This window comes from Rossellomorea vietnamensis, from assembly GCF_001305855.1.
Taxonomy (GTDB): domain Bacteria; phylum Bacillota; class Bacilli; order Bacillales; family Bacillaceae_B; genus Rossellomorea; species Rossellomorea vietnamensis_A.
The window spans coordinates 127,282-146,468 of sequence record NZ_LIXZ01000002.1; the positions used below are offsets into that span (position 1 = coordinate 127,282).

Sequence of the window (19,187 nt, forward strand, 5' to 3'; positions counted from 1 at the left end):
GGGCAATGCCCTGCGGGGTCTCAACTTTCACGCGTTTCCCGCTGGAGTCGAGCACCTTCCGCTCTAATCAACACAATGGATTTAATTTATTTTTTTTGCTGTTACACTTATATGTATATCCCCACTGTTCTTAAGGTCCACTAATTCAATCCATTTCACCTTTCTTCTCTAATAATTGACAATCCTCTATATCCAAAGACCAGAGTCCTGAGTTTAAGACCACTCCTGATTTCACTAGATGAATTTTTTGGGAGAAGATGGGACCGTCCAGGACGAAGGTGTGGTATTCGCCTGCTTCTCCCATGACGCAGCAGCCTTTTATATGATGGATATCCTTATAAAATTCCCAGTCGAGCATTTTGCTGGCCCAGGATGGATCGAATACTTTGGCGGATGCCCTGCATATGACGGCAGAGAATCCAAGTGTGATGAATTCTTTCAGTAATTGACTGCTTTCCCCCTCCGATATCCACACGGGGAAAGAGGGTTTCAAACCTGCTTTCGTTGCCACTTCTTCATTCCACTTTCGATCTTCTTCTGCATATAAGCTTCCAAAGACTATTTCTTCTACCCCTTTCTCCTCGTTTAACTTCATTAATTCTTGAATGAGGGCTTGTTCATAATCATCTCCGGAATTCACCATTACCAGGGGAATATCCAATGCTTTTGCTTGCTGTTTCACGATTTCCAACCGCAGACCGTGTGCATGATTCCGTTCATATTTTTCAGAAACCATGGAAACCAGGCACACTACTTCTTTTTCGTTTTTTAAAGTACGATACAAAGCCAGACACCCGTCTTTCCCGCCACTCCAGCTAATGGCCACTTTGGTTTTCTTCCTGTCCAATTGTCCCCTCCCCCTTCTGTATCTTCAGTCGTAAAAAAGCCAAGAATGAATGATCATTCTTGGCTTTACGTTAAGCTATTAAGCTGATGTCTTTTCTTCGTTTGGATCGATCATCGTGCCATCCTCAAGCATTAAATGAGGAGCTGCATCTTCAAGGATCGTCTCTTTCGTAATGATACATTTTTTAATATCATCACGGGAAGGAAGATCGAACATCACATCGAGCATCATGGTTTCGATGATGGAACGTAATCCACGTGCACCTGTTTTACGCTCAATCGCTTTTTTAGAGATTTCAAGCAGGGCATCTTCTGTGAACTCAAGCTCGACCTCATCCAATTCAAGCATTTTTTGGTATTGTTTTACCAATGCGTTTTTAGGTTTAGTCAGGATTTCAACCAGTGCTTCTTCATCAAGAGGCTCAAGGCTTGAAATCACTGGTAAACGACCGATGAATTCCGGAATCAATCCGAACTTCAACAAGTCTTCAGGAAGAACTTTAGAAAGTAGCGACTTATCTTCTTTCACTTCAGCGTTTTTAGGATCAGAACCAAATCCGATTATCTTTTGACCTAAACGGCGTTTGATGATTTGTTCAATACCGTCGAATGCTCCACCACAAATGAATAGGACATTGGACGTATCGATTTGAATGAATTCCTGATGAGGATGTTTGCGTCCGCCTTGTGGTGGAACGCTTGCTACCGTACCTTCAAGAATTTTCAAGAGGGCTTGTTGTACCCCTTCACCTGAAACATCTCTTGTGATGGACGGATTTTCGGATTTTCTTGCCACTTTATCGATTTCATCGATGTAGATGATTCCTTTTTCAGCTTTTTCTACATCGTAGTCAGCTGCCTGGATCAGTTTCAGTAGGATATTCTCTACGTCTTCCCCAACGTAACCGGCTTCTGTTAAAGAAGTCGCGTCGGCGATGGCGAAAGGAACGTTAAGAATACGTGCCAGTGTTTGGGCAAGGAGGGTTTTCCCGCTACCAGTCGGTCCAATCATGGCGATATTACTCTTAGACAGTTCAACGTCATCGACTTTACTGCTGGAGTTGATACGCTTGTAGTGGTTGTAGACGGCTACGGCAAGTGATTTCTTCGCCTGATCCTGCCCGATGACGTACTCGTCCAGGATTTCCCGGATTTCGCGTGGTTTCGGTACGTCTTTAAATTCCACTTCTTCTTCTGTCCCCAGCTCTTCTTCTACGATTTCTGTGCAAAGCTCGATGCACTCGTCACAAATATACACACCTGGTCCAGCGACTAGTTTACGAACTTGGTCTTGTGTTTTTCCGCAAAAAGAACATTTTAGCTGCCCTTTTTCATCATTAAATTTAAACAATGATTTTCACCCCTTCGTTAAAACTTCATAAAATCGTGCCTGTTTCATCAAACGAACGATTCCTTACATCCCTATTACCTAAAGTTATGTACTGCATTTTATCATATTATATGTTCGTAAAGAAATTGATACGATTCTTAAGAATCATCTTATTATGTATCGTGCATTTTAGCAAATCTTTTACATTGCCAATGTTTATTTTGTCCAATTGAAGTAAGGAAATGTAAGGAATCTTATTATGTATGTTCATGGTGAAAAAGTAATGCAACCCCGCTTCATAAGCTTTTTCCAAAAATAGTGGTTCTTATTCTTGTTTGATGGAAAAGTTTCTTATTAGATAGAGTATAGTATTTTGGCTCATTTTGCCACAGAAACAAAAAACGCCTGGAGCAAACTCGTTTGCCCATTCGTTTTTTGTTTCTGTGGCAACTTTTCAGCAAAGCTTGAAAAGCGTGTGAAACGTTCGTTTCACACGAATGAGCCAAAATACGGTGTAATATGACCGTTCATTGTACAAAACAAGGCACGAATGATTCGCGCCTTGTTTGCTATTTTTATTATGCTACAGTTTTGCTGTTTTCAACAAGGAATTCTACTGCTTTACGTACTTTAAGGTCAGCTTTAAGTGTGTCAAGGCCGCCTAGTGCTTGTTTGATGTTATCAGCAGTCATATTGTATTGTTCAGCCATTTTGTTTACTTCTTCTTCTGCTTCTTCATCGGTTACTTCAAGGTTTTCCGCTGCAGCGATTGCTTCAAGTGTTAAGTTTGTGCGAACGCGTTTGCCGGCATCCTCTGTCATTTGACCGCGAAGATCTTCTTCTGATTGACCAGAGAATTGGAAGTAAAGATCAAGGTTCATACCTTGCATTTGCAGGCGTTGTTCGAACTCTTGCATCATACGGTCTACTTCAGCTTTAACCATTACTTCCGGAATTTCAACTTCAGCATTATCAGAAGCTTTATTTACAAGAGTTTCACGAACTGCTGTTTCAGCTTCGTTCTTTTTAGACTCTTGAAGGCGTTTTTCGATTTTTTCTTTTAGTTCAGCAAGCGTTTCTACTTCTTCGTCTGCGTCTTTTGCGAACTCATCATCAAGTGCAGGAAGTTCTTTCGCTTTGATTTCGTGAACTTTCACTTTGAAGGTAGCAGGCTTACCAGCTAATTCTGCTGCATGGTATTCCTCAGGGAAGTTTACTTCTACTTCTTTCTCTTCTCCTGATGTAACACCGACTAATTGTTCTTCAAAGCCTGGGATGAATTGACCAGAACCTAATTCAAGTGAGTAGTTCTCAGCCTGGCCGCCTTCGAATGCTTCACCGTCAACGAATCCTTCGAAATCCATTGTCACTGTGTCGCCTTCTTCAGCTTTTCCATCTTCTTTGACAGCAAGCTCAGCTTGTTTCTCTTGAAGTGAAGTAAGTTCCGCTTCAACATCTTCAGCTGTGACTTCTGTTTCCATTTTTTCTACTTCAAGACCTTTGTAGTCGCCAAGCTTCACTTCTGGTTTCACTTGTACTTTAGCAGTGAAGATAAGATCTTTGCCTTTTTCCATTTGCTCAACATCGATTTCAGGACGGTCGATCGGATCGATTCCTGTTTCTTCGATTGCTTTCGCATACGCTTCAGGTAAGATGAAATCTAATGCATCCTGGTAAAGTGATTCTACACCAAAACGTTTTTCGAACATTCCACGAGGCATTTTCCCTTTACGGAATCCTGGTACGTTCACTTGTTTCACAACTTTTTTGAATGCTGCGTCTAAACCTTCGTTTACTTTTGCAGCTTCTACTTCAATTGTTAGTACTCCTTGGTTTCCTTCTTGCTTTTCCCATTTTGCAGACATACTGTTCCCTCCAACAATCTATAGTTGATCTTAAATTTTTTACGCATAGTAGTAGATAGTCCCGTGTGAATCTAGCACTATCATCGTAAATATATGAAAAACTTTTACATTACAACCATTACATTATAACATACAGCCACTGTCTTTCAACAGAGAGGGGTTAAATATTCGGAGAGGAAATTTCCTCTAGTTCCTCAAGTCTTGATAGAATCCCTTTAGCTTGAATCGTATCAACCCGTCCTTTTAACTCTTCCTCAAGGATCGCATCGGCAAACATACCTGCTGTGTAGTAGGCATATACGGCCGCGATTTCTTCCGGATCTTCTTCCAGTGTAAACGGATAGAGAAGAAAGGCATGACGTTTCAGTAATTCCTGGGCATGCTGAAATAGAGTAGGATTCGTTTGGGCCAGGAGATCATCCAGGGCATGCGTTACCCCGGTGAAGAAATCCGACTCAAAAACGTCTTCCAACGCTCCAGGATAAACCCGCTCTTCCATTCCTAACTTCACCACAACTACTTCTTTATCCATTCCATGCTCTTTTAAAACATTTAAAATCATCGTTTGTAAAAATGGATGGGCTTCAGGATCCTGTAAAACCCCTTGCAGCTCTCCTATATAAGGCTGAATATTGCGATGAACGAGCTGAGCCGTGATGAGCGTCTGTTCCTCGAGGCTTTTCCCTGTCAGGATCGACGTTTGATCTTCATGCTGCTCTTCTTTCTCAGGGACTGCCGCTTTCCCGTTCACTACTTTTTCACTGAAATGGAGAAGCTTCCTGAAGTGTTCTTCCTTTTCAAAGGGTACTTCCCTTTCATCAAAAAGGGCATTGATTGTATCGATCACTTCACCGTGCTTGTGAAGCTGTATAAGAATCATTAAGTACATATCAACGACCTCGAAATAGTCACCGATTCCTTCGAGGAGCATCTCTTTGCATATGGATCCGGCCTGATCGTATTGCTTGCTTTCATATAGTGATAATACGAGTGCCGTATTGATGTCCGGATTATCCGGTTCCAATTCATGGGCCTGTGCAAGGAGCTGGGAAGATTCATGGGCTTCCCCTTTTTCCAAAGCCTGCACTCCTTTTTCCAAGAGCCGATCCTTCAATCCTGGAAACTGTACGATCTTTCCTTTACCTTCTTGGTTTCCCTTATTCATAAAACGTACCTGCCTATACTGTTTAGTTGGTATTAGTTTAGCACGATATCATTTGGATAACAAAAAAAGCCTGCCTGATCCAGGCAAGCTTTGCGTATGTAGGGTTTATGGCGTCCCAGAAGAGATTCGAACTCCCGACCTACAGTTTAGGAAACTGTTGCTCTATCCTGCTGAGCTACTGGGACACATTGAATAAGATGACTCAAAAACTATCGCACCATGTATCGGATAAAAAAAGAGATACCCCACAGTTCCCTGTGTCAGTACCCCTTATTAGTCAAAACCCTGATATCAAGGCTCGTATGTAATGATTTGGCGTCCCAGGAGAGATTCGAACTCCCGACCGACGCCTTAGAAGGGCGTTGCTCTATCCAGCTGAGCTACTGGGACGTGTTTTTTTCGTTATTTGTTTTTCAAGGACAATATTTATTATATTCACATAGCATAAATAAGTCAACAGGTTTTCAAAAAAACTTTCATTTTATTTTTCACCTTTGCTTTTTATACCTCAAATTATGATGGGAACCCGTAAGCGACGGGTTCCCACACTGTCATTACAATTTAAATGTTTGAGTCAATTCATCCAGCACAACATGATCGTGGGTCAGGAATGTGAATGTTATGTCTTGATCTTCAGTTTCTACTAATGCGTAGGTACGTTCACTTCTCCCCCGTGGCAGCAGGATGCTTCCGGGATTCAGGAATAATGTGCCGTTGATCATTTCTGCCGCCAGAGTGTGCGAATGACCAAAGAACACAAACTGCGCCCCTACCTCTTCTGCTCTGTATCGGAGTTTCATCAATGACATCTTGATTCCATAATGATGCCCGTGAGTTACCATGATGGTTTGCCCGTCTACCTTCTCTACCAAATCGTCAGGCAATCGTGCATCCATGTCACAGTTACCCCGGACAATCAGATAAGATGACAATGCAGGATCATCTGCACTCAACTCCGAGTCACCACAGTGGATCATGGCGTCTACACTGGACTTGTACTTCTCTGATAGATCCAGCAATTCATCTTTGGATCCATGACTGTCACTTACAACTAATAATTTCATTCAGATTCACCCTTTAAACTAAGTCTGAAATCACATTTCCGAGCTTTTTTAGTGCGTTCCCGCGATGACTGATCTGACTCTTTTCATCTTGTGTTAATTCGGCCATGGTCTTCCCAAGGGAAGGCACGAAGAAAATCGGGTCGTAGCCAAACCCATTCGTCCCCCTCTTATCCCGCAGGATCATCCCTTCACACGTTCCTGTCACCGTTTTCGTTTCCATGTCAGGACCGGCAATGGCCAATACACAGTAAAAACGGGCCGTTCTGTCTGCTTCTTCCACTGACTCAAGCTCACCCAATGCCTTCTCCATGTTCGCTTCATCGCTCTTTTCTTCCCCGGCATAGCGGGCCGAATAGACGCCTGGACGACCTTCCAGGGCATCGATGGAGAGTCCCGAATCGTCAGCAATCACTAGTTCCCCTAATTCTTTGGCTACGGTTTCCGCTTTTAAAATCGCATTCTCTTCAAAGGTTTCGCCTGTTTCTTCCACATCCTCAATATGAGGAAGGTCTAGTAATGTTTGTACCTCATACCCGTATGGTGCAAACATATGTTGGAATTCTTTTGCTTTTCCTCTGTTCTTTGTGGCTATGATCACTCGTTTTGTCATCGGCTCTCTCATCCCTTTATTGAAATCTTTTTACGATATCACCTAATGATTGCTGCTGGATTTGGAATAATTCGCGAATCCCAACTTGTCCAAGCTTCAATAATTGATGTAATTGATCCATTGTAAATGTCGCTTCTTCACCGGTTCCCTGAAGCTCTACAAATTCACCCTCACCCGTCATGATGATGTTCATATCCACCAATGCGCTGCTGTCTTCAATATAATTCAAATCAAGGACCGCTCCGTGTTCTTCTACAATCCCGACACTTGTCGCAGCAAGAAAGCTCTTGAGTGGGAATGAAGAAATCTTTTTACTATCCTGAAGCTTTGCGAGGGCGATTGCCATGGCAACGAATGCCCCTGTGATGGAAGCCGTCCTTGTCCCGCCATCAGCTTGAATGACATCACAATCGATCCAGATCGTGCGCTCTCCCAAAGCATCCAAGTCAACGACCGCTCTCAGGGCACGTCCAATCAAACGTTGAATTTCCATCGTTCTGCCGGATATTTTCCCCTTGGACGATTCACGGATATTTCTCGTTTCAGTCGCTCTCGGAAGCATGGAATATTCCGCCGTGATCCACCCTTTTCCACTGTTTCTCATAAATGGCGGAACCCGCTCCTCGATGCTGGCATTACAAATGACCTTCGTTTCACCAACCGTTATCAATACTGAACCTTCCGGATGCTTGACGTAACCTGTCTCGATTTCAATATGACGCAGTTGATCCTTTTCTCTACCGTCTGTTCTCATATAATTCCCTCCTGTTTGTTCGTACGTTATGTAAAAAGTGGCTTAATCAAAAATAGAAGAGGCGGCAATCTGCCAACCTCTTTTCAAGTGTTTCTATTCATAGTATATCAAAAAAACGTGATTTAAAAACTAATTGCGTTCACATTTTCTGGTCTTGTCACAGGTTCAGTCACCGTTTTCCCGTCTTTTGAGACGGTGGTCGCTTCACCATTTACGAGTACGGAGACCCCTTTGATCCCTTTTTGCTCTGTTAAAGAAAGGACGAGAGAATTCAGCATATGCTCAGAAACCATCTTTTCTTCCAGGCTTCCATACACCGCTTCATTGAAGTTCAGTGTGACGGTTCCATCCTCAAGCTTCGGATCATCCAACAGCTTCGCCCCCGTAAAGTCGCTTGCCAGGGAAGAAGAATAACCCGGTCCTTCGATCAACTCATTCACCACTGCCTTGACTTCATCTACGGACTTGGAACTGACGCGTTTTGTGACAGGAACATAATAGGTTTTATCATCTGATTGCGATACATAATACACCGTAAGCGGTTTTGTGCTCGTCGGATCCACAACGCCTGAAGTATCCACATTGATCCCGACTTTTCTTGTTAATCCATTTTCGTCGATCGGCGTACCGTTCACCGGCATCTCCGTCAGAGGATATCCGTTGACACGAAGTTCGACTTTTTCAACCGAATCAAACTGGGTCAAGGTCCATGTCACGGACTGCAGGATTTTCTGTTCATCTTCAGGCTGATAGTTATTGAATTCCGGAGAAAAATCGGCAATCGCCTTTCCGTCTTTAATATCAACCGTCACTTGCGTATCTGCCGGCAATACTGCCCTGAATCCGTTCGGCAGGATGTTTTCTACCGGACCATTCTTCACCAGGTATTCAATTGCCTGTTTGGCCACGCTTTCCTGATTTGGAAGAGGGATGGACTGGGATACGACGTAGCCGTTTTTATCAATTAAATACAATTCCGTCATGACGGTTTCAGCACCTGCTTCTTCTTTGCTCACCTTTTTCTCTGAATCCTCACCCTTAGCTGTATCGACTTTCTCCCCTTCTTTTAAGTAGGATAAGTCTTGAGGAGGATCGATCTTCTCCTTGTCATCACCGAAACTGAGTAATCCACAACCGGAAAGATATACAGAAGAAGCTAAAACCGTTACAGCAATTGACACCTTCGCTTTTTTTGCCATTGGGAAACCTCCTAAAAGACAGTTTGTACTAACATATATACGAGCCCCTTCCGAAAAATAGACCGAAACTTTTTACAAGAAGGACAACAATATAAAAAAACCACCCGACTACAAGATCCTACTCTTGTAATCGGATGGTTTCTGCTTTTACTTCCCCGAGGTTCAGCCAATCGGAGGCGATCTCAGAAAAAATCGCCGAAGAACCCGTATTGAAAAAGCGGTGTTCCGGCTGAAGGACTCCCCTGTACAGGAGGTTGTAATAATCAAGGATCGTACTGACTTCCCGGGCGGTTTCGTCCCCGGAGCTTATGACACTGATCTCCGGGCCCATATACGCCTGAATCTTCGGCTGCAGCAATGGGTAATGGGTACAACCCAGGATCAACGTATCGATTCCGGTCTCTTTAAGGGGATGAAGTGTCTCTCTTACAATATCAGTCGCCATGGAACTGTCGTACTCCCCACTTTCCACTAACGGAACAAACTTCGGGCAGGCGAGTGACGTGACGTCCAGGCTTCCGTGCAGGGAGTGAAGGGCATCTACATAGGCGCCGCTATTGATCGTCCCCACGGTTCCAAGGACACCGATTCTCTTATTATGGGTATGCTTGATCGCAGCACGGGCTCCAGGATGAATGACCCCTATCACCGGGATATCCAGGTGTGTCTGAATTTCATCCAGTACTACCGCAGTGGCTGTATTGCAGGCAATGATCAGCATTTTAATATCATATTGCATGAGATATTGAGTCATTTCCCACGTGAACGCTTTTACTTCTTGAGCTGATCTGGGTCCGTAGGGACAACGGGCTGTATCACCTAAATAATAGATGGTCTCTTTCGGCAGCTGACGCATCACTTCTCTCGCGACGGTGAGCCCCCCTACCCCAGAATCAATGATGCCGATAGGTTGAATCACATTATTCCCTCATTCTGGTTTGATTTCTTGATGAAGTTTTGCTAAATGATCTTTTAATAATAACACTTCCTGAAAAGAGAAATCCGTTAAGGCACTCTGTAAATAATTCTGCCTTTTCTTGATCACTTCTTCAATAATTCTTTCGCCCTCTTTTAACATATGAATGCGCACGACTCGACGATCATTCTCATCCTTGACCCGCTCGACCAATTGGTTTTTTTCCATACGATCAACAAGATCCGTCGTCGTACTGCATGCAAGGTACATTTTATTCGAAAGATCTCCAATTGTCATATCCCCATACTCGAATAACCATTGCAGCGCGATGAACTGTGGAGGCGTGATCGTATACTGACTTAATATCTCTCTTCCCTTTTGCTTAATGATCGATGATATGTATCGCAGGTCTTTCTCGATATCTGCCACAACTTGTATATCTTCAATGGATTGCTCTTTAGAATTCGTCATTATTTCTCTCCTTTTACATTCAGAAACCGGACATTTACTCCTTATGAAAAACCGGAACGCTTAAGCCTTCCCGTTTTAGCTTCTTATATCCATTATTGGTCAAGCCTATATTCCCCTTACTAGCATTTTCGCCTTTTTCGCGGAAAAATTCAAGACAAGTTCTCAAAAGGGAACAGAACTAAAAGAGACTGACTCTCATTCAAACATTAATAGGCATCATGTTTAGAAACCCGTTAATTGTTCTGCATCAGAATCAGTCCCTTACATTTAAAGCTTGAGTTCCCCCATGCGAAGAAGCTCTACAACAGCTTGAGATCGCCCCTTCACTCCAAGCTTTTGCATGGCGTTGGAAATATGATTTCGAACTGTTTTCTCGCTAATAAATAGATCACTAGCAATTTCTTTAGTTGTTTTGTCTTGAACCAACAGTTCGAATACTTCTTTTTCTCTTTTGGTGAGCAACGGTTTGTGTGTAAAATCATTGTCCTTCAATTATGGTAACCCTCCTTGCCTTCGCCAGCTTTAAACCGCGGGGATGGGTATTGTTGGTCGTCAAAATATCATATGTGAAGGTACGGTTTAGAGTGACATAGAGAAGGAAGTTAAGTGAAAAATAGGCAGCGGTTTCTTTCACAACCTAAACCGGGCTCTGGACCACCTTATTGCTATGGAGCTTTTCCTTCATTTCTTCCGTCCAAGGGACACCTTTTCCAGTTTCCTTCGAAATTTGTACCATGGTTCCTCTGCCCGTAAAGCAAACCTGTTCTTCTTCATTCAGACCCATGTAATGTAAATCCACTGAAGAGCGACCAACACGATCTGCCATCACATATACCTTCAACGTTTCGTCGAAGAATACTTGTTTTACAAAATCACATTGCAAATCTGCCACGACAGGAATCGTATCGTGCTCCGGTTTAACCCAGTTCTGCATAAATCCAATGTGTTTTAAATATTCGATCCTGGCTTCTTCAAAATACGTAAATGGAACGGTGTTATTCATATGTCCAAACATATCAGTCTCAGAAAACCGGACCTTTATATGGATAGAAAATGTAAATTCTTTTTGCCATGTTTCTATATCTTTAATGTATGTAAAATGTTTCAAATTGGCTCCTCCTTTTAGTAAACAGTATTGAAAACGAAAAATGAATGATCATTCATTTTATTATACCCTTTTTCTGAAAAATATGAAACCTATAATCAAAAAAGGAGCCGGCAAGAAAAAAACGGCTCCTCCCTTCCTATTCTTTTCGTTCCAGAATCCTTCCTTCCACTTGCGGGGAAACGGGGGAATGGGTGGTGAGATACTCACTCATCACTTCATATAAATTGAGGTGCAGCTCGGATATCCTGCCCTTTTCCTTCGCTTGTTTCAATACGGAATAACCATCCCCTCCACCTGCAAGGAATGCGTTGACGGCCACCCGGTACATCTTGGAACGGTCAAGAGAAGCCCCTTGTATTTCCACTTCCATTATTCTGTCACCAATAGGCTTAGAGGGATCAAAGTGAAATGTCATGCCCGATACTTGAAGGAACTTACCTGCTTCCCCGTCCAGATCCGACACACTACGTTCCAATGCGAGAAGGATCTCCTCCCCTGTCAGATTCAAGGTGACAAGGGTATTCCCAAAGGGCAGCACCTCCAACACTTCCCCCATGGTAATGTTCCCTGCCCCGATGGAACTCCTGATGCCTCCACCATTTTGAAATGCAATATCAGTCGGGGCATATTGATTTGCTTTTTCCAGCATGGCATCTGTAATAAGGTTGCCTAGATTAGTCTCTTTTGTCCGAACGTCCCGACGATTTCCATTCAATGAAATGTTGGTTGCACCAACATTCATTTCCTTTACCTTTTCAATGGGCTTGCGCAATTGCTCCAATCTCTTTTCTGCTAAAAGGTCAGGAAGATACACGTCATTCCCTTTTTGATCTTTGGCCAACACATTCAGCAGCTCACCATCCCACTCAGTCAATATGCCTCTTTCGGTAAATACAGCCGTTAATTTGCCAAGTGACTTCCCATACTCATCTGCCTGTACGATCAGAGTCGGTTCTGATTTCAAATGGTACACGAGCGGGGTTTCCAGTCTTGTATGGGAATGGCCGCCGACTATGATGTCGATTCCTTTCACTTTTTGAGCCAGCACTTTGTCTTGTCGCACTCCCAGATGAGACAGCAGGATGATGTGGTTCACGCCCCGCTCTTGAAGTTTTGCAACCTCCTCAACCGCTTTCTTTTCGGCATCCCGAAAGACTATTTCCTTATCTGGAGCAGAAAGAAAAGCCGTATCCTCAGTTGTGAGTCCGATGATTCCAACCTTGACTCCCTTGACTGTTAAAATGATGGAAGGGTAGATATTTCCACTTTGTGGATGTTCCGGAATCCAGCTTTGCATTAAAGGAGCAAGAGATGGATCAAGACGGACATCCACATTGCCGCTCACCACTGGAAAGGAAAGTACCCTAATAAAGTTCGCAAGCACCTCACTCCCCTTATCAAATTCATGATTACCCAACGTCATGGCGTCATAGCCAATCTCATTCATGAATTCAGCATCGGCCTGTCCAAGATACTCATTAAAAAACAACGTACCCGAAAACACATCCCCCGCATCCAGCAAAAGAGCTTCCCCATCCTTTTTAAATTCTTCTTTAATCGCAGTGTGTAAATACGGAACGGTCTCCAAATGGGAATGAACATCATTCGTATGCAGAAGCGTCAGACGCAAAGGTTCCACCTTCTCCTTTGCCTCAGCTTCTTCCAAAACAATGACGGGCAGTGTAAATAATAAAATCACTATAATAAATCCAGTCCACTTCAACCTCATCACTCCAGTTTCTTATAGAACCATATATGAGTCTACTATGTACAAAAGCCTATTTTTTTATGAAACTGACCTTGTAAGCTTTGTTGTTTTAAATGAAAGTGCTGGTTGATTTTCACTATGTATAAGTCACTTGAACCCTTACAAACAGAAAAGATGAAGAAGCACAGAGTGGATTGAAGCGGAAGGCATTTGACTCCTGCGGGAAATAGAGGAAAGGTCGAGACCCCGCAGGGCAACGCCCGAGGAGGCTCGACTTCCTCCCCGAGGAAAGCAAATGCTTGGAGCGAAAAGGAACGGTCTATTATTCAAACGACCTTTCATCAAATAGACCTTTTGTGGAAAACAAAAAGCACTCCCCCGAAGGAAAGTGCTTTTCATTAGAAAGTATCAATCAACCATATGGTCGCTTCCGAAGAAGTTCTTGAACATCTGGAACGTGGTTTCACGGTTTAGTGCCGCAATCGAAGTTGTCAAAGGAATTCCTTTTGGACAAGATTGAACACAGTTTTGTGAGTTCCCACAGTTGGCAAGTCCACCGTCGCCCATGATTGACTCTAGGCGCTCATCCTGATTCATGGCACCAGTTGGATGCGCATTGAACAAGCGTACTTGAGATAATGGTGCCGGCCCGATGAAGTCAGACTTACTGTTTACGTTCGGACATGCTTCCAGACATACACCACATGTCATACATTTCGATAATTCATATGCCCACTGACGTTTTTTCTCAGGCATACGCGGTCCAGGACCGAGGTCATATGTTCCATCAATCGGGATCCATGCTTTCACTTTTTTCAAGCTGTCAAACATGCGGCTGCGGTCTACCTGCAGGTCACGGACAACCGGGAAAGTTCGCATAGGCTCAAGACGGATCGGCTGTTCCAATTGATCGACCAAAGCTGTACAAGACTGTCTCGGTTTTCCGTTGATCACCATAGAACATGCTCCACACACTTCTTCCAGACAATTCATATCCCAGTTGATCGGAGTGGTGTGTTCCCCTTTTGCATTGACCGGATTACGACGGATTTCCATCAAGGCGGAAATGACGTTCATATTCGGTCTGTAATCAAGTTCGAACTCTTCTTGGAAAGGGGCAGTTTCCGGACTTTCTTGACGAGTAATGATAAAACGGACTTTTTTATTTTCACTCATCATTTACTTCCCCCTTTACTCTTAGAATAGTCACGCTTACGCGGTGCAATCAGTGATGTATCTACATCTTCGTAATGGAATTCAGGAGTGTTCGTCGCGGCATAGTATTTTGCCATCGTCGTTTTCAGGAATTCCTCATCGTTACGATCCGGGAAGTCAGGTTTGTAATGGGCTCCGCGGCTCTCGTTACGATTTAATGCACCGATTGTTATGACGCGGGCAAGCTGCAGCATATTCCACAATTGACGTGTGAATGTCGCCCCTTGGTTGCTCCATTTAGCCGTGTCATTGATATTGATATTTTGGTAACGTTCCATCAGTTCCTGAATCTTTTCATCCGTTTGTTGAAGCTTGTCATTATGACGTACAACCGTTACGTTATCCGTCATCCATTCCCCAAGCTCCTTATGGATGACATAAGCATTCTCAGTACCATTCAGGGACATGATGTTGTTCCATTTTTCTTCTTCCTGTTTCACATAGCGGTCGAATAGTGAAGTTGGGACAGATTCTACTGTTTTCTCAAGTCCTTCAATATATTTAATCGCATTAGGACCCGCAACCATACCGCCGTAGATAGCGGATAGTAATGAGTTAGCCCCTAAGCGGTTACCACCGTGCTGAGAATAATCACATTCCCCTGCAGCGAATAAACCAGGAATATTCGTCATTTGATCATAATCGACCCATAGTCCACCCATTGAATAGTGAACGGCAGGGAAGATTTTCATTGGTACTTTACGCGGGTCATCTCCCATGAACTTCTCATAGATTTCAATGATTCCGCCAAGCTTGATATCAAGCTCTTTTGAATCTTTATGAGATAGATCGAGGTAAACCATGTTCTCGCCATTGATACCAAGCTTTTGGTTTACGCACACATCAAAGATTTCACGTGTTGCGATATCACGGGGTACAAGGTTACCGTATGCAGGATACTTCTCCTCAAGGAAGTACCATGGCTTACCGTCTTTATACGTCCAGACACGTCCACCTTCACCACGTGCCGACTCACTCATAAGACGAAGCTTATCGTCACCAGGAATGGCTGTCGGGTGGATTTGGATGAACTCACCATTTGCATAATAAGCGCCTTGTTGATAAACAATCGATGCGGCAGAACCTGTATTGATGACAGAGTTCGTAGATTTACCGAAGATGATCCCCGGTCCACCTGATGCCATGATCACGGCGTCTGCTGCAAATGATTTGATTTCCATCGTTTGAAGGTTCTGGGCAACGATCCCTCTTGCCACACCTTCATCGTCAATGACGACTCCAAGGAATTCCCAGCCTTCGAACTTGCTTACTAACCCAGCCACTTCATGACGGCGTACCTGCTCGTCCAAAGCGTATAATAGCTGCTGACCAGTGGTCGCACCAGCGAAAGCGGTTCTGTGATGCTGCGTCCCACCGAAGCGACGGAAATCCAGTAACCCTTCAGGTGTACGATTAAACATGACACCCATACGATCCAGTAAGTGAATGATCCCGGGTGCTGCTTCTGTCATTGCTTTAACAGGCGGTTGATTCGCTAAGAAATCCCCACCATATACCGTATCATCGAAATGTTCCCAAGGAGAATCCCCTTCTCCCTTTGTATTAACGGCTCCGTTAATTCCACCCTGTGCGCATACCGAGTGAGAACGCTTAACGGGTACCAGTGAGAATAAATCGACTTGCGTTCCTTTTTCTGCTGCTTTAATTGTGGCCATCAGGCCGGCTAAACCGCCACCGACAACGATGATTTTACCTTTACTCATCGTGACTCACTCCTTTTCCTACCATACTTCGAGTGCACTTGCTTATCTATCAGACTCGTATATTTTTCTGCTTATACGAAGGCAAAGATTGCACGCATACCGACAATCGATAACGCGACAAAAATCCCGATCGTAACATATGTAGCAATTAATTGAGAACGAGGTGTAACCGTAAGTCCCCAGCTAACGCAGAATGACCATAACCCATTTGCAAAGTGGAAAATCGTTGAAAGAACACCTAGCACGTAAAATCCTAACATAAACGGATTGGATAAAATGTTCTCCATCATCTGGAAGTTCACTTCAGCTCCGAACGCCGCAGCGACTCTTGTTTCCCAAATATGCCATGTAACGAATATAAATGTGATCACTCCGGAAACGCGTTGAAGTAAAAACATCCAGTTACGGAAATAACCAAACCTGCTTGCATTATTCTTGGAAGTGAATGCAATGTAAATTCCGTAAATTGCATGGAAATACAATGGAAGGAAGATGATAAAGATTTCAAGGAAATAACGGAAAGGAAGACTTTCCATAAAATGTGCCGCCTGGTTAAATGATTCTTCCCCACCAGTGGCAAAATGGTTCACGACTAAATGTTGTGTTAAAAATAATCCAACTGGAATAACACCTAGCAATGAATGAAGCCTGCGATAATTAAATTCTCGATTTCCAGCCATGATTTACCCCCCTTAATGATAAAATATGAATTCGTTTTCTAATGTCTTTCACGGATGATTAGACAACGATACATATTTTATATTGTAACAATAATGTGACATGTTCATTTTACTCCCAAGGAGTGGAAGCGTCAAGAAAACGTATACATAAATTCGACAATATCGCAAAAATATTTTCAATAGATCAACAACGGAAAACATGAGGTTTTGCCCGGTTAAATGTTCGAAAATTCTAATAAATAATCAATAAATATTATAGCACCAAAATATCCCAAGGTCATTTTTTCAAGGTATGGGATGATAATTACCTCTTTCATGTATATAATAGTTTTATAGAAAGAGGGGATTTACTTGGAACAGAAAAGAGAAGAAACACATCAGCCGTCCGTTCCAATCTTCGGATACGAAATGTTACGCGACATCTTGATTCCAGACATACTAGGGAAGCACACCCCCGATATCCTATACTGGGGAGGAAAGCAGCTCGCGAGGAAATTCCCCCTTCAGTCAATGGAAGAAATATCTTCCTTTTTCAATGAAGCAGGATGGGGCACCCTTACACTTCTGGAACAAAAGAGAAATGAGATGACATTTGAATTGAACGGACCTGTGATCGAACGGCGTCTGTCTCTGAAAACAGATGTGAACTTCAAACTGGAAACGGGCTTTATTGCCGAACAAGTTCAGCTTCAAAGAAAATGTGTGGCAGAAGCTGCTGACGAATTACATAAACGGAGTCAATCGGTCAAAGTGGTTGTAAGATGGGACGACAAAGACCGGATTGAGTAGTCAAGCTCCAAGTAAAGGATTGCCCTGAATATTTTAGGGCAAACCTTTACTATGTTGTTGATCCTACAGGGTGATTTCTTCCATCTTCACTGCATCCAGGTGAAAGGCCGTATGTAAGACCCCTGCTGCCTTTTGCATATTCTCCCCATCCACTACTGTAGACACTTTAATTTCAGAAGTGCTGACCATTTTCACCACAATATCATTTTGAGCCAGTACTTCAAACATTTCCGCAGCCACACCCGGGTTTGAAATCATACCCGAGCCGACGATGGAGACTTTCGCAAGCCCGCTCTCATGCTCGACATGGGTGAAATTCAACCATTCTTTATTTCGTTCAAGAACTGCGAGGGTTTCATCGAGATCGTGTTCCTTGATCGAGAAAGATAGATTGGTCGTATTCTGATCCGTCTGGGTCTGAATGATGATATCAACGTTCAAATGATTCTCCGCCAACGTAGTGAACACAGATGATAGGCCCGTTAAAGCATTTCCCAGTCCAAATACAGTGACGCGTGTAATTTCATTCTCAAAGGCTACTCCTCTTACAATTAAGTTTTGTTCCATGCTTGCTTCCTCCTCAATATACGTTCCTTCCACTCTTTCAATGCTGGATCTGACTTCTAAAGGAATTTGATAATTCTTGGCAAACTCCACCGCCCTTGGATGCAGGACCCCGGCCCCGAGGTTAGCAAGTTCAAGCATTTCATCGTAGGAAATCGACGGTAACTTCCTTGCTCCTTTTATATAGCGGGGGTCTGTCGTGTAAACCCCGTCTACGTCTGTATAGATGTCACAGCGTTCCGCTTTCAGGGCGGCTGCAATCGCAACAGCCGTCGTATCTGACCCTCCGCGGCCGAGTGTGGTGATTTCCCCCGAATTTGTCATGCCCTGGAATCCCGCCACGATGACCACTCTTCCCTCCTGAAGGTGAGCCGCCATTTTATCGGTATGAATATTAGTGATCCTTGCATTGCTATGGACAGATTCCGTTTCGATGCCTGCCTGCCAGCCCGTGAATGAAATGGCATCATGCCCCGATTGGATAAGGGCCATTGTCAGGAGTGAAATGGTCACCTGTTCCCCGGTTGAGAGCAGCATATCCATTTCTCTTTTGCTCGGTTGAGACGTGATCTCCCTTGCAAGACCAACCAGTGTATCCGTCGTTTTCCCCATGGCCGATACGACGACGACCACATCATTCCCTCTTTCTTTCTCTTCAATGATCCTTGACGCAACATTTTGAATTCTTTCCACTGACCCTACTGAAGTCCCACCGAATTTTTGAACAATAATACTCACGACTTCTCCCTCTTTCTGAGCGTCGCCGCTCTTTTTGATGATGAAGAGTACAATCACAATCATCCTAAACGTTCATAGGACAGGATCTTTATGACAAAATCCTGCGCTGATAATAAAAAAAGCAATGAGAATAATATCTCATTGCTTTATGAACATACAGCAGAACATACAAATAGGTTCATCGGCATTGTGAGATAGCTCTCCAAGATTGAATCATCTTGACAATCCTGCATTTCTTAAACGCAGGACCAGCGGATATAGCATGAGACTATAACCACTTCGGCGATTCTCCCCTTTCCAGGCATGTCAATGGAGCCCATACTCCTCTTTACCTGTACTCTTGAAGTTCGCACCTCTATCACCACTTAAAAAGTGATAATGTTATAAATTTCTGTTTATTATAGCACATAAAAAATTGTGATTCAATGCACAATTTTCAAT

18 protein-coding genes, 2 tRNA genes and 1 riboswitch are annotated in these 19,187 nt (G+C 43.4%); of the genes, 1 reads left to right on the plus strand and 19 read right to left on the minus strand.

The genetic code is table 11. The features are described from left to right. Window positions 1-145 precede the first annotated feature (145 nt). From AM506_RS03660 to AM506_RS03745, 18 genes are all read right to left on the minus strand, one after another. The gene (locus tag AM506_RS03660; protein ID WP_060670941.1) at window positions 146-847 is read right to left on the minus strand and encodes a diphthine--ammonia ligase; all 702 of its coding nucleotides are present in this window, start codon (window positions 845-847) and stop codon (window positions 146-148) included. A 78-nt stretch (window positions 848-925) separates the two neighbouring features. Next, window positions 926-2,197 (minus strand): ATP-dependent protease ATP-binding subunit ClpX, encoded by a 1,272-nt coding sequence (clpX, locus tag AM506_RS03665; protein ID WP_060670944.1) that lies wholly within the window; start codon window positions 2,195-2,197, stop codon window positions 926-928. 557 nt (window positions 2,198-2,754) lie between these two features. Next, the gene (gene tig, locus AM506_RS03670) at window positions 2,755-4,041 is read right to left on the minus strand and encodes a trigger factor (RefSeq protein WP_060670946.1); all 1,287 of its coding nucleotides are present in this window, start codon (window positions 4,039-4,041) and stop codon (window positions 2,755-2,757) included. 160 nt (window positions 4,042-4,201) lie between these two features. Beyond that, complete coding sequence (locus AM506_RS03675) at window positions 4,202-5,206, minus strand: tetratricopeptide repeat protein (protein ID WP_060670948.1); 1,005 nt, start codon at window positions 5,204-5,206, stop codon at window positions 4,202-4,204. Window positions 5,207-5,314: 108 nt separating this feature from the next. Beyond that, window positions 5,315-5,391: transfer RNA gene (locus AM506_RS03680), tRNA-Arg, on the minus strand. A gap of 128 nt (window positions 5,392-5,519) precedes the next feature. After that, a tRNA-Arg gene (locus AM506_RS03685) sits at window positions 5,520-5,596 on the minus strand. A gap of 164 nt (window positions 5,597-5,760) precedes the next feature. Next, window positions 5,761-6,270 (minus strand): metallophosphoesterase, encoded by a 510-nt coding sequence (locus AM506_RS03690; protein ID WP_060670950.1) that lies wholly within the window; start codon window positions 6,268-6,270, stop codon window positions 5,761-5,763. Between the two features lie 13 nt (window positions 6,271-6,283). Then, entirely contained in the window at window positions 6,284-6,880 is a 597-nt protein-coding gene (locus tag AM506_RS03695) for an XTP/dITP diphosphatase (RefSeq protein ID WP_060670953.1), read from the minus strand. 16 nt (window positions 6,881-6,896) lie between these two features. After that, window positions 6,897-7,634: a ribonuclease PH gene (gene rph, locus AM506_RS03700; protein WP_060670955.1), complete on the minus strand. Its 738-nt coding sequence runs from the start codon at window positions 7,632-7,634 to the stop codon at window positions 6,897-6,899. A gap of 122 nt (window positions 7,635-7,756) precedes the next feature. Further along, on the minus strand, window positions 7,757-8,833 hold the full coding sequence (locus AM506_RS03705; RefSeq protein WP_060670957.1) for a GerMN domain-containing protein: 1,077 nt from the start codon (window positions 8,831-8,833) through the stop codon (window positions 7,757-7,759). Window positions 8,834-8,951: 118 nt separating this feature from the next. Continuing rightward, on the minus strand, window positions 8,952-9,752 hold the full coding sequence (racE, locus tag AM506_RS03710) for a glutamate racemase (RefSeq protein ID WP_060670959.1): 801 nt from the start codon (window positions 9,750-9,752) through the stop codon (window positions 8,952-8,954). Window positions 9,753-9,761: 9 nt separating this feature from the next. Next, window positions 9,762-10,220: a MarR family winged helix-turn-helix transcriptional regulator gene (locus tag AM506_RS03715; RefSeq protein WP_060670961.1), complete on the minus strand. Its 459-nt coding sequence runs from the start codon at window positions 10,218-10,220 to the stop codon at window positions 9,762-9,764. A 267-nt stretch (window positions 10,221-10,487) separates the two neighbouring features. Then, window positions 10,488-10,712: a helix-turn-helix domain-containing protein gene (locus tag AM506_RS03720; RefSeq protein WP_032087424.1), complete on the minus strand. Its 225-nt coding sequence runs from the start codon at window positions 10,710-10,712 to the stop codon at window positions 10,488-10,490. 145 nt (window positions 10,713-10,857) lie between these two features. Continuing rightward, window positions 10,858-11,328 carry an acyl-CoA thioesterase gene (locus tag AM506_RS03725; RefSeq protein WP_060670963.1) on the minus strand — a complete coding sequence of 157 codons (471 nt, stop codon included), beginning with the start codon at window positions 11,326-11,328 and terminating at the stop codon, window positions 10,858-10,860. A gap of 136 nt (window positions 11,329-11,464) precedes the next feature. Beyond that, a complete protein-coding gene (locus AM506_RS03730; protein WP_060670965.1) occupies window positions 11,465-13,051 on the minus strand; it encodes a bifunctional metallophosphatase/5'-nucleotidase in 1,587 nt (528 codons plus the stop codon). A gap of 393 nt (window positions 13,052-13,444) precedes the next feature. Further along, entirely contained in the window at window positions 13,445-14,212 is a 768-nt protein-coding gene (gene sdhB, locus AM506_RS03735; RefSeq protein WP_060671328.1) for a succinate dehydrogenase iron-sulfur subunit, read from the minus strand. Next, window positions 14,212-15,975 (minus strand): succinate dehydrogenase flavoprotein subunit, encoded by a 1,764-nt coding sequence (sdhA, locus tag AM506_RS03740; protein WP_060670967.1) that lies wholly within the window; start codon window positions 15,973-15,975, stop codon window positions 14,212-14,214. The genes sdhB and sdhA overlap by 1 nt, the downstream gene beginning before the upstream one ends. 71 nt (window positions 15,976-16,046) lie before the next feature. Then, complete coding sequence (locus AM506_RS03745) at window positions 16,047-16,655, minus strand: succinate dehydrogenase cytochrome b558 subunit (protein ID WP_060670969.1); 609 nt, start codon at window positions 16,653-16,655, stop codon at window positions 16,047-16,049. 408 nt (window positions 16,656-17,063) lie between these two features. Between AM506_RS03745 and AM506_RS03750 the strand changes: the two genes are divergently transcribed. Then, window positions 17,064-17,444, plus strand: coding sequence for a YslB family protein (locus AM506_RS03750; RefSeq protein WP_082386234.1), 381 nt, complete (start codon window positions 17,064-17,066; stop codon window positions 17,442-17,444). A gap of 63 nt (window positions 17,445-17,507) precedes the next feature. Here the strand turns inward: AM506_RS03750 and AM506_RS03755 are convergent, their stop codons facing one another. Then, window positions 17,508-18,746, minus strand: a complete 1,239-nt coding sequence (locus AM506_RS03755; RefSeq protein WP_060671330.1) for an aspartate kinase — start codon at window positions 18,744-18,746, stop codon at window positions 17,508-17,510. Between the two features lie 187 nt (window positions 18,747-18,933). After that, window positions 18,934-19,112: riboswitch (Lysine riboswitch) on the minus strand. Between the last annotated feature and the right edge of the window lie 75 nt (window positions 19,113-19,187).

Bases quoted from the DNA above. Each gene is read 5' to 3' on its own strand.
- tig (WP_060670946.1), bottom strand. From the start codon at position 4,041: ATGTCTGCAAAATGGGAAAAGCAAGAAGGAAACCAAGGAGTACTAACA.
- AM506_RS03675 (WP_060670948.1), bottom strand. From the start codon at position 5,206: ATGAATAAGGGAAACCAAGAAGGTAAAGGAAAGATCGTACAGTTTCCA.
- AM506_RS03690 (WP_060670950.1), bottom strand. From the start codon at position 6,270: ATGAAATTATTAGTTGTAAGTGACAGTCATGGATCCAAAGATGAATTG.
- AM506_RS03695 (WP_060670953.1), bottom strand. From the start codon at position 6,880: ATGACAAAACGAGTGATCATAGCCACAAAGAACAGAGGAAAAGCAAAA.
- rph (WP_060670955.1), bottom strand. From the start codon at position 7,634: ATGAGAACAGACGGTAGAGAAAAGGATCAACTGCGTCATATTGAAATC.
- AM506_RS03705 (WP_060670957.1), bottom strand. From the start codon at position 8,833: ATGGCAAAAAAAGCGAAGGTGTCAATTGCTGTAACGGTTTTAGCTTCT.
- AM506_RS03715 (WP_060670961.1), bottom strand. From the start codon at position 10,220: ATGACGAATTCTAAAGAGCAATCCATTGAAGATATACAAGTTGTGGCA.
- sdhB (WP_060671328.1), bottom strand. From the start codon at position 14,212: ATGAGTGAAAATAAAAAAGTCCGTTTTATCATTACTCGTCAAGAAAGT.
- sdhA (WP_060670967.1), bottom strand. From the start codon at position 15,975: ATGAGTAAAGGTAAAATCATCGTTGTCGGTGGCGGTTTAGCCGGCCTG.
- AM506_RS03745 (WP_060670969.1), bottom strand. From the start codon at position 16,655: ATGGCTGGAAATCGAGAATTTAATTATCGCAGGCTTCATTCATTGCTA.
- AM506_RS03750 (WP_082386234.1), top strand. From the start codon at position 17,064: ATGTTACGCGACATCTTGATTCCAGACATACTAGGGAAGCACACCCCC.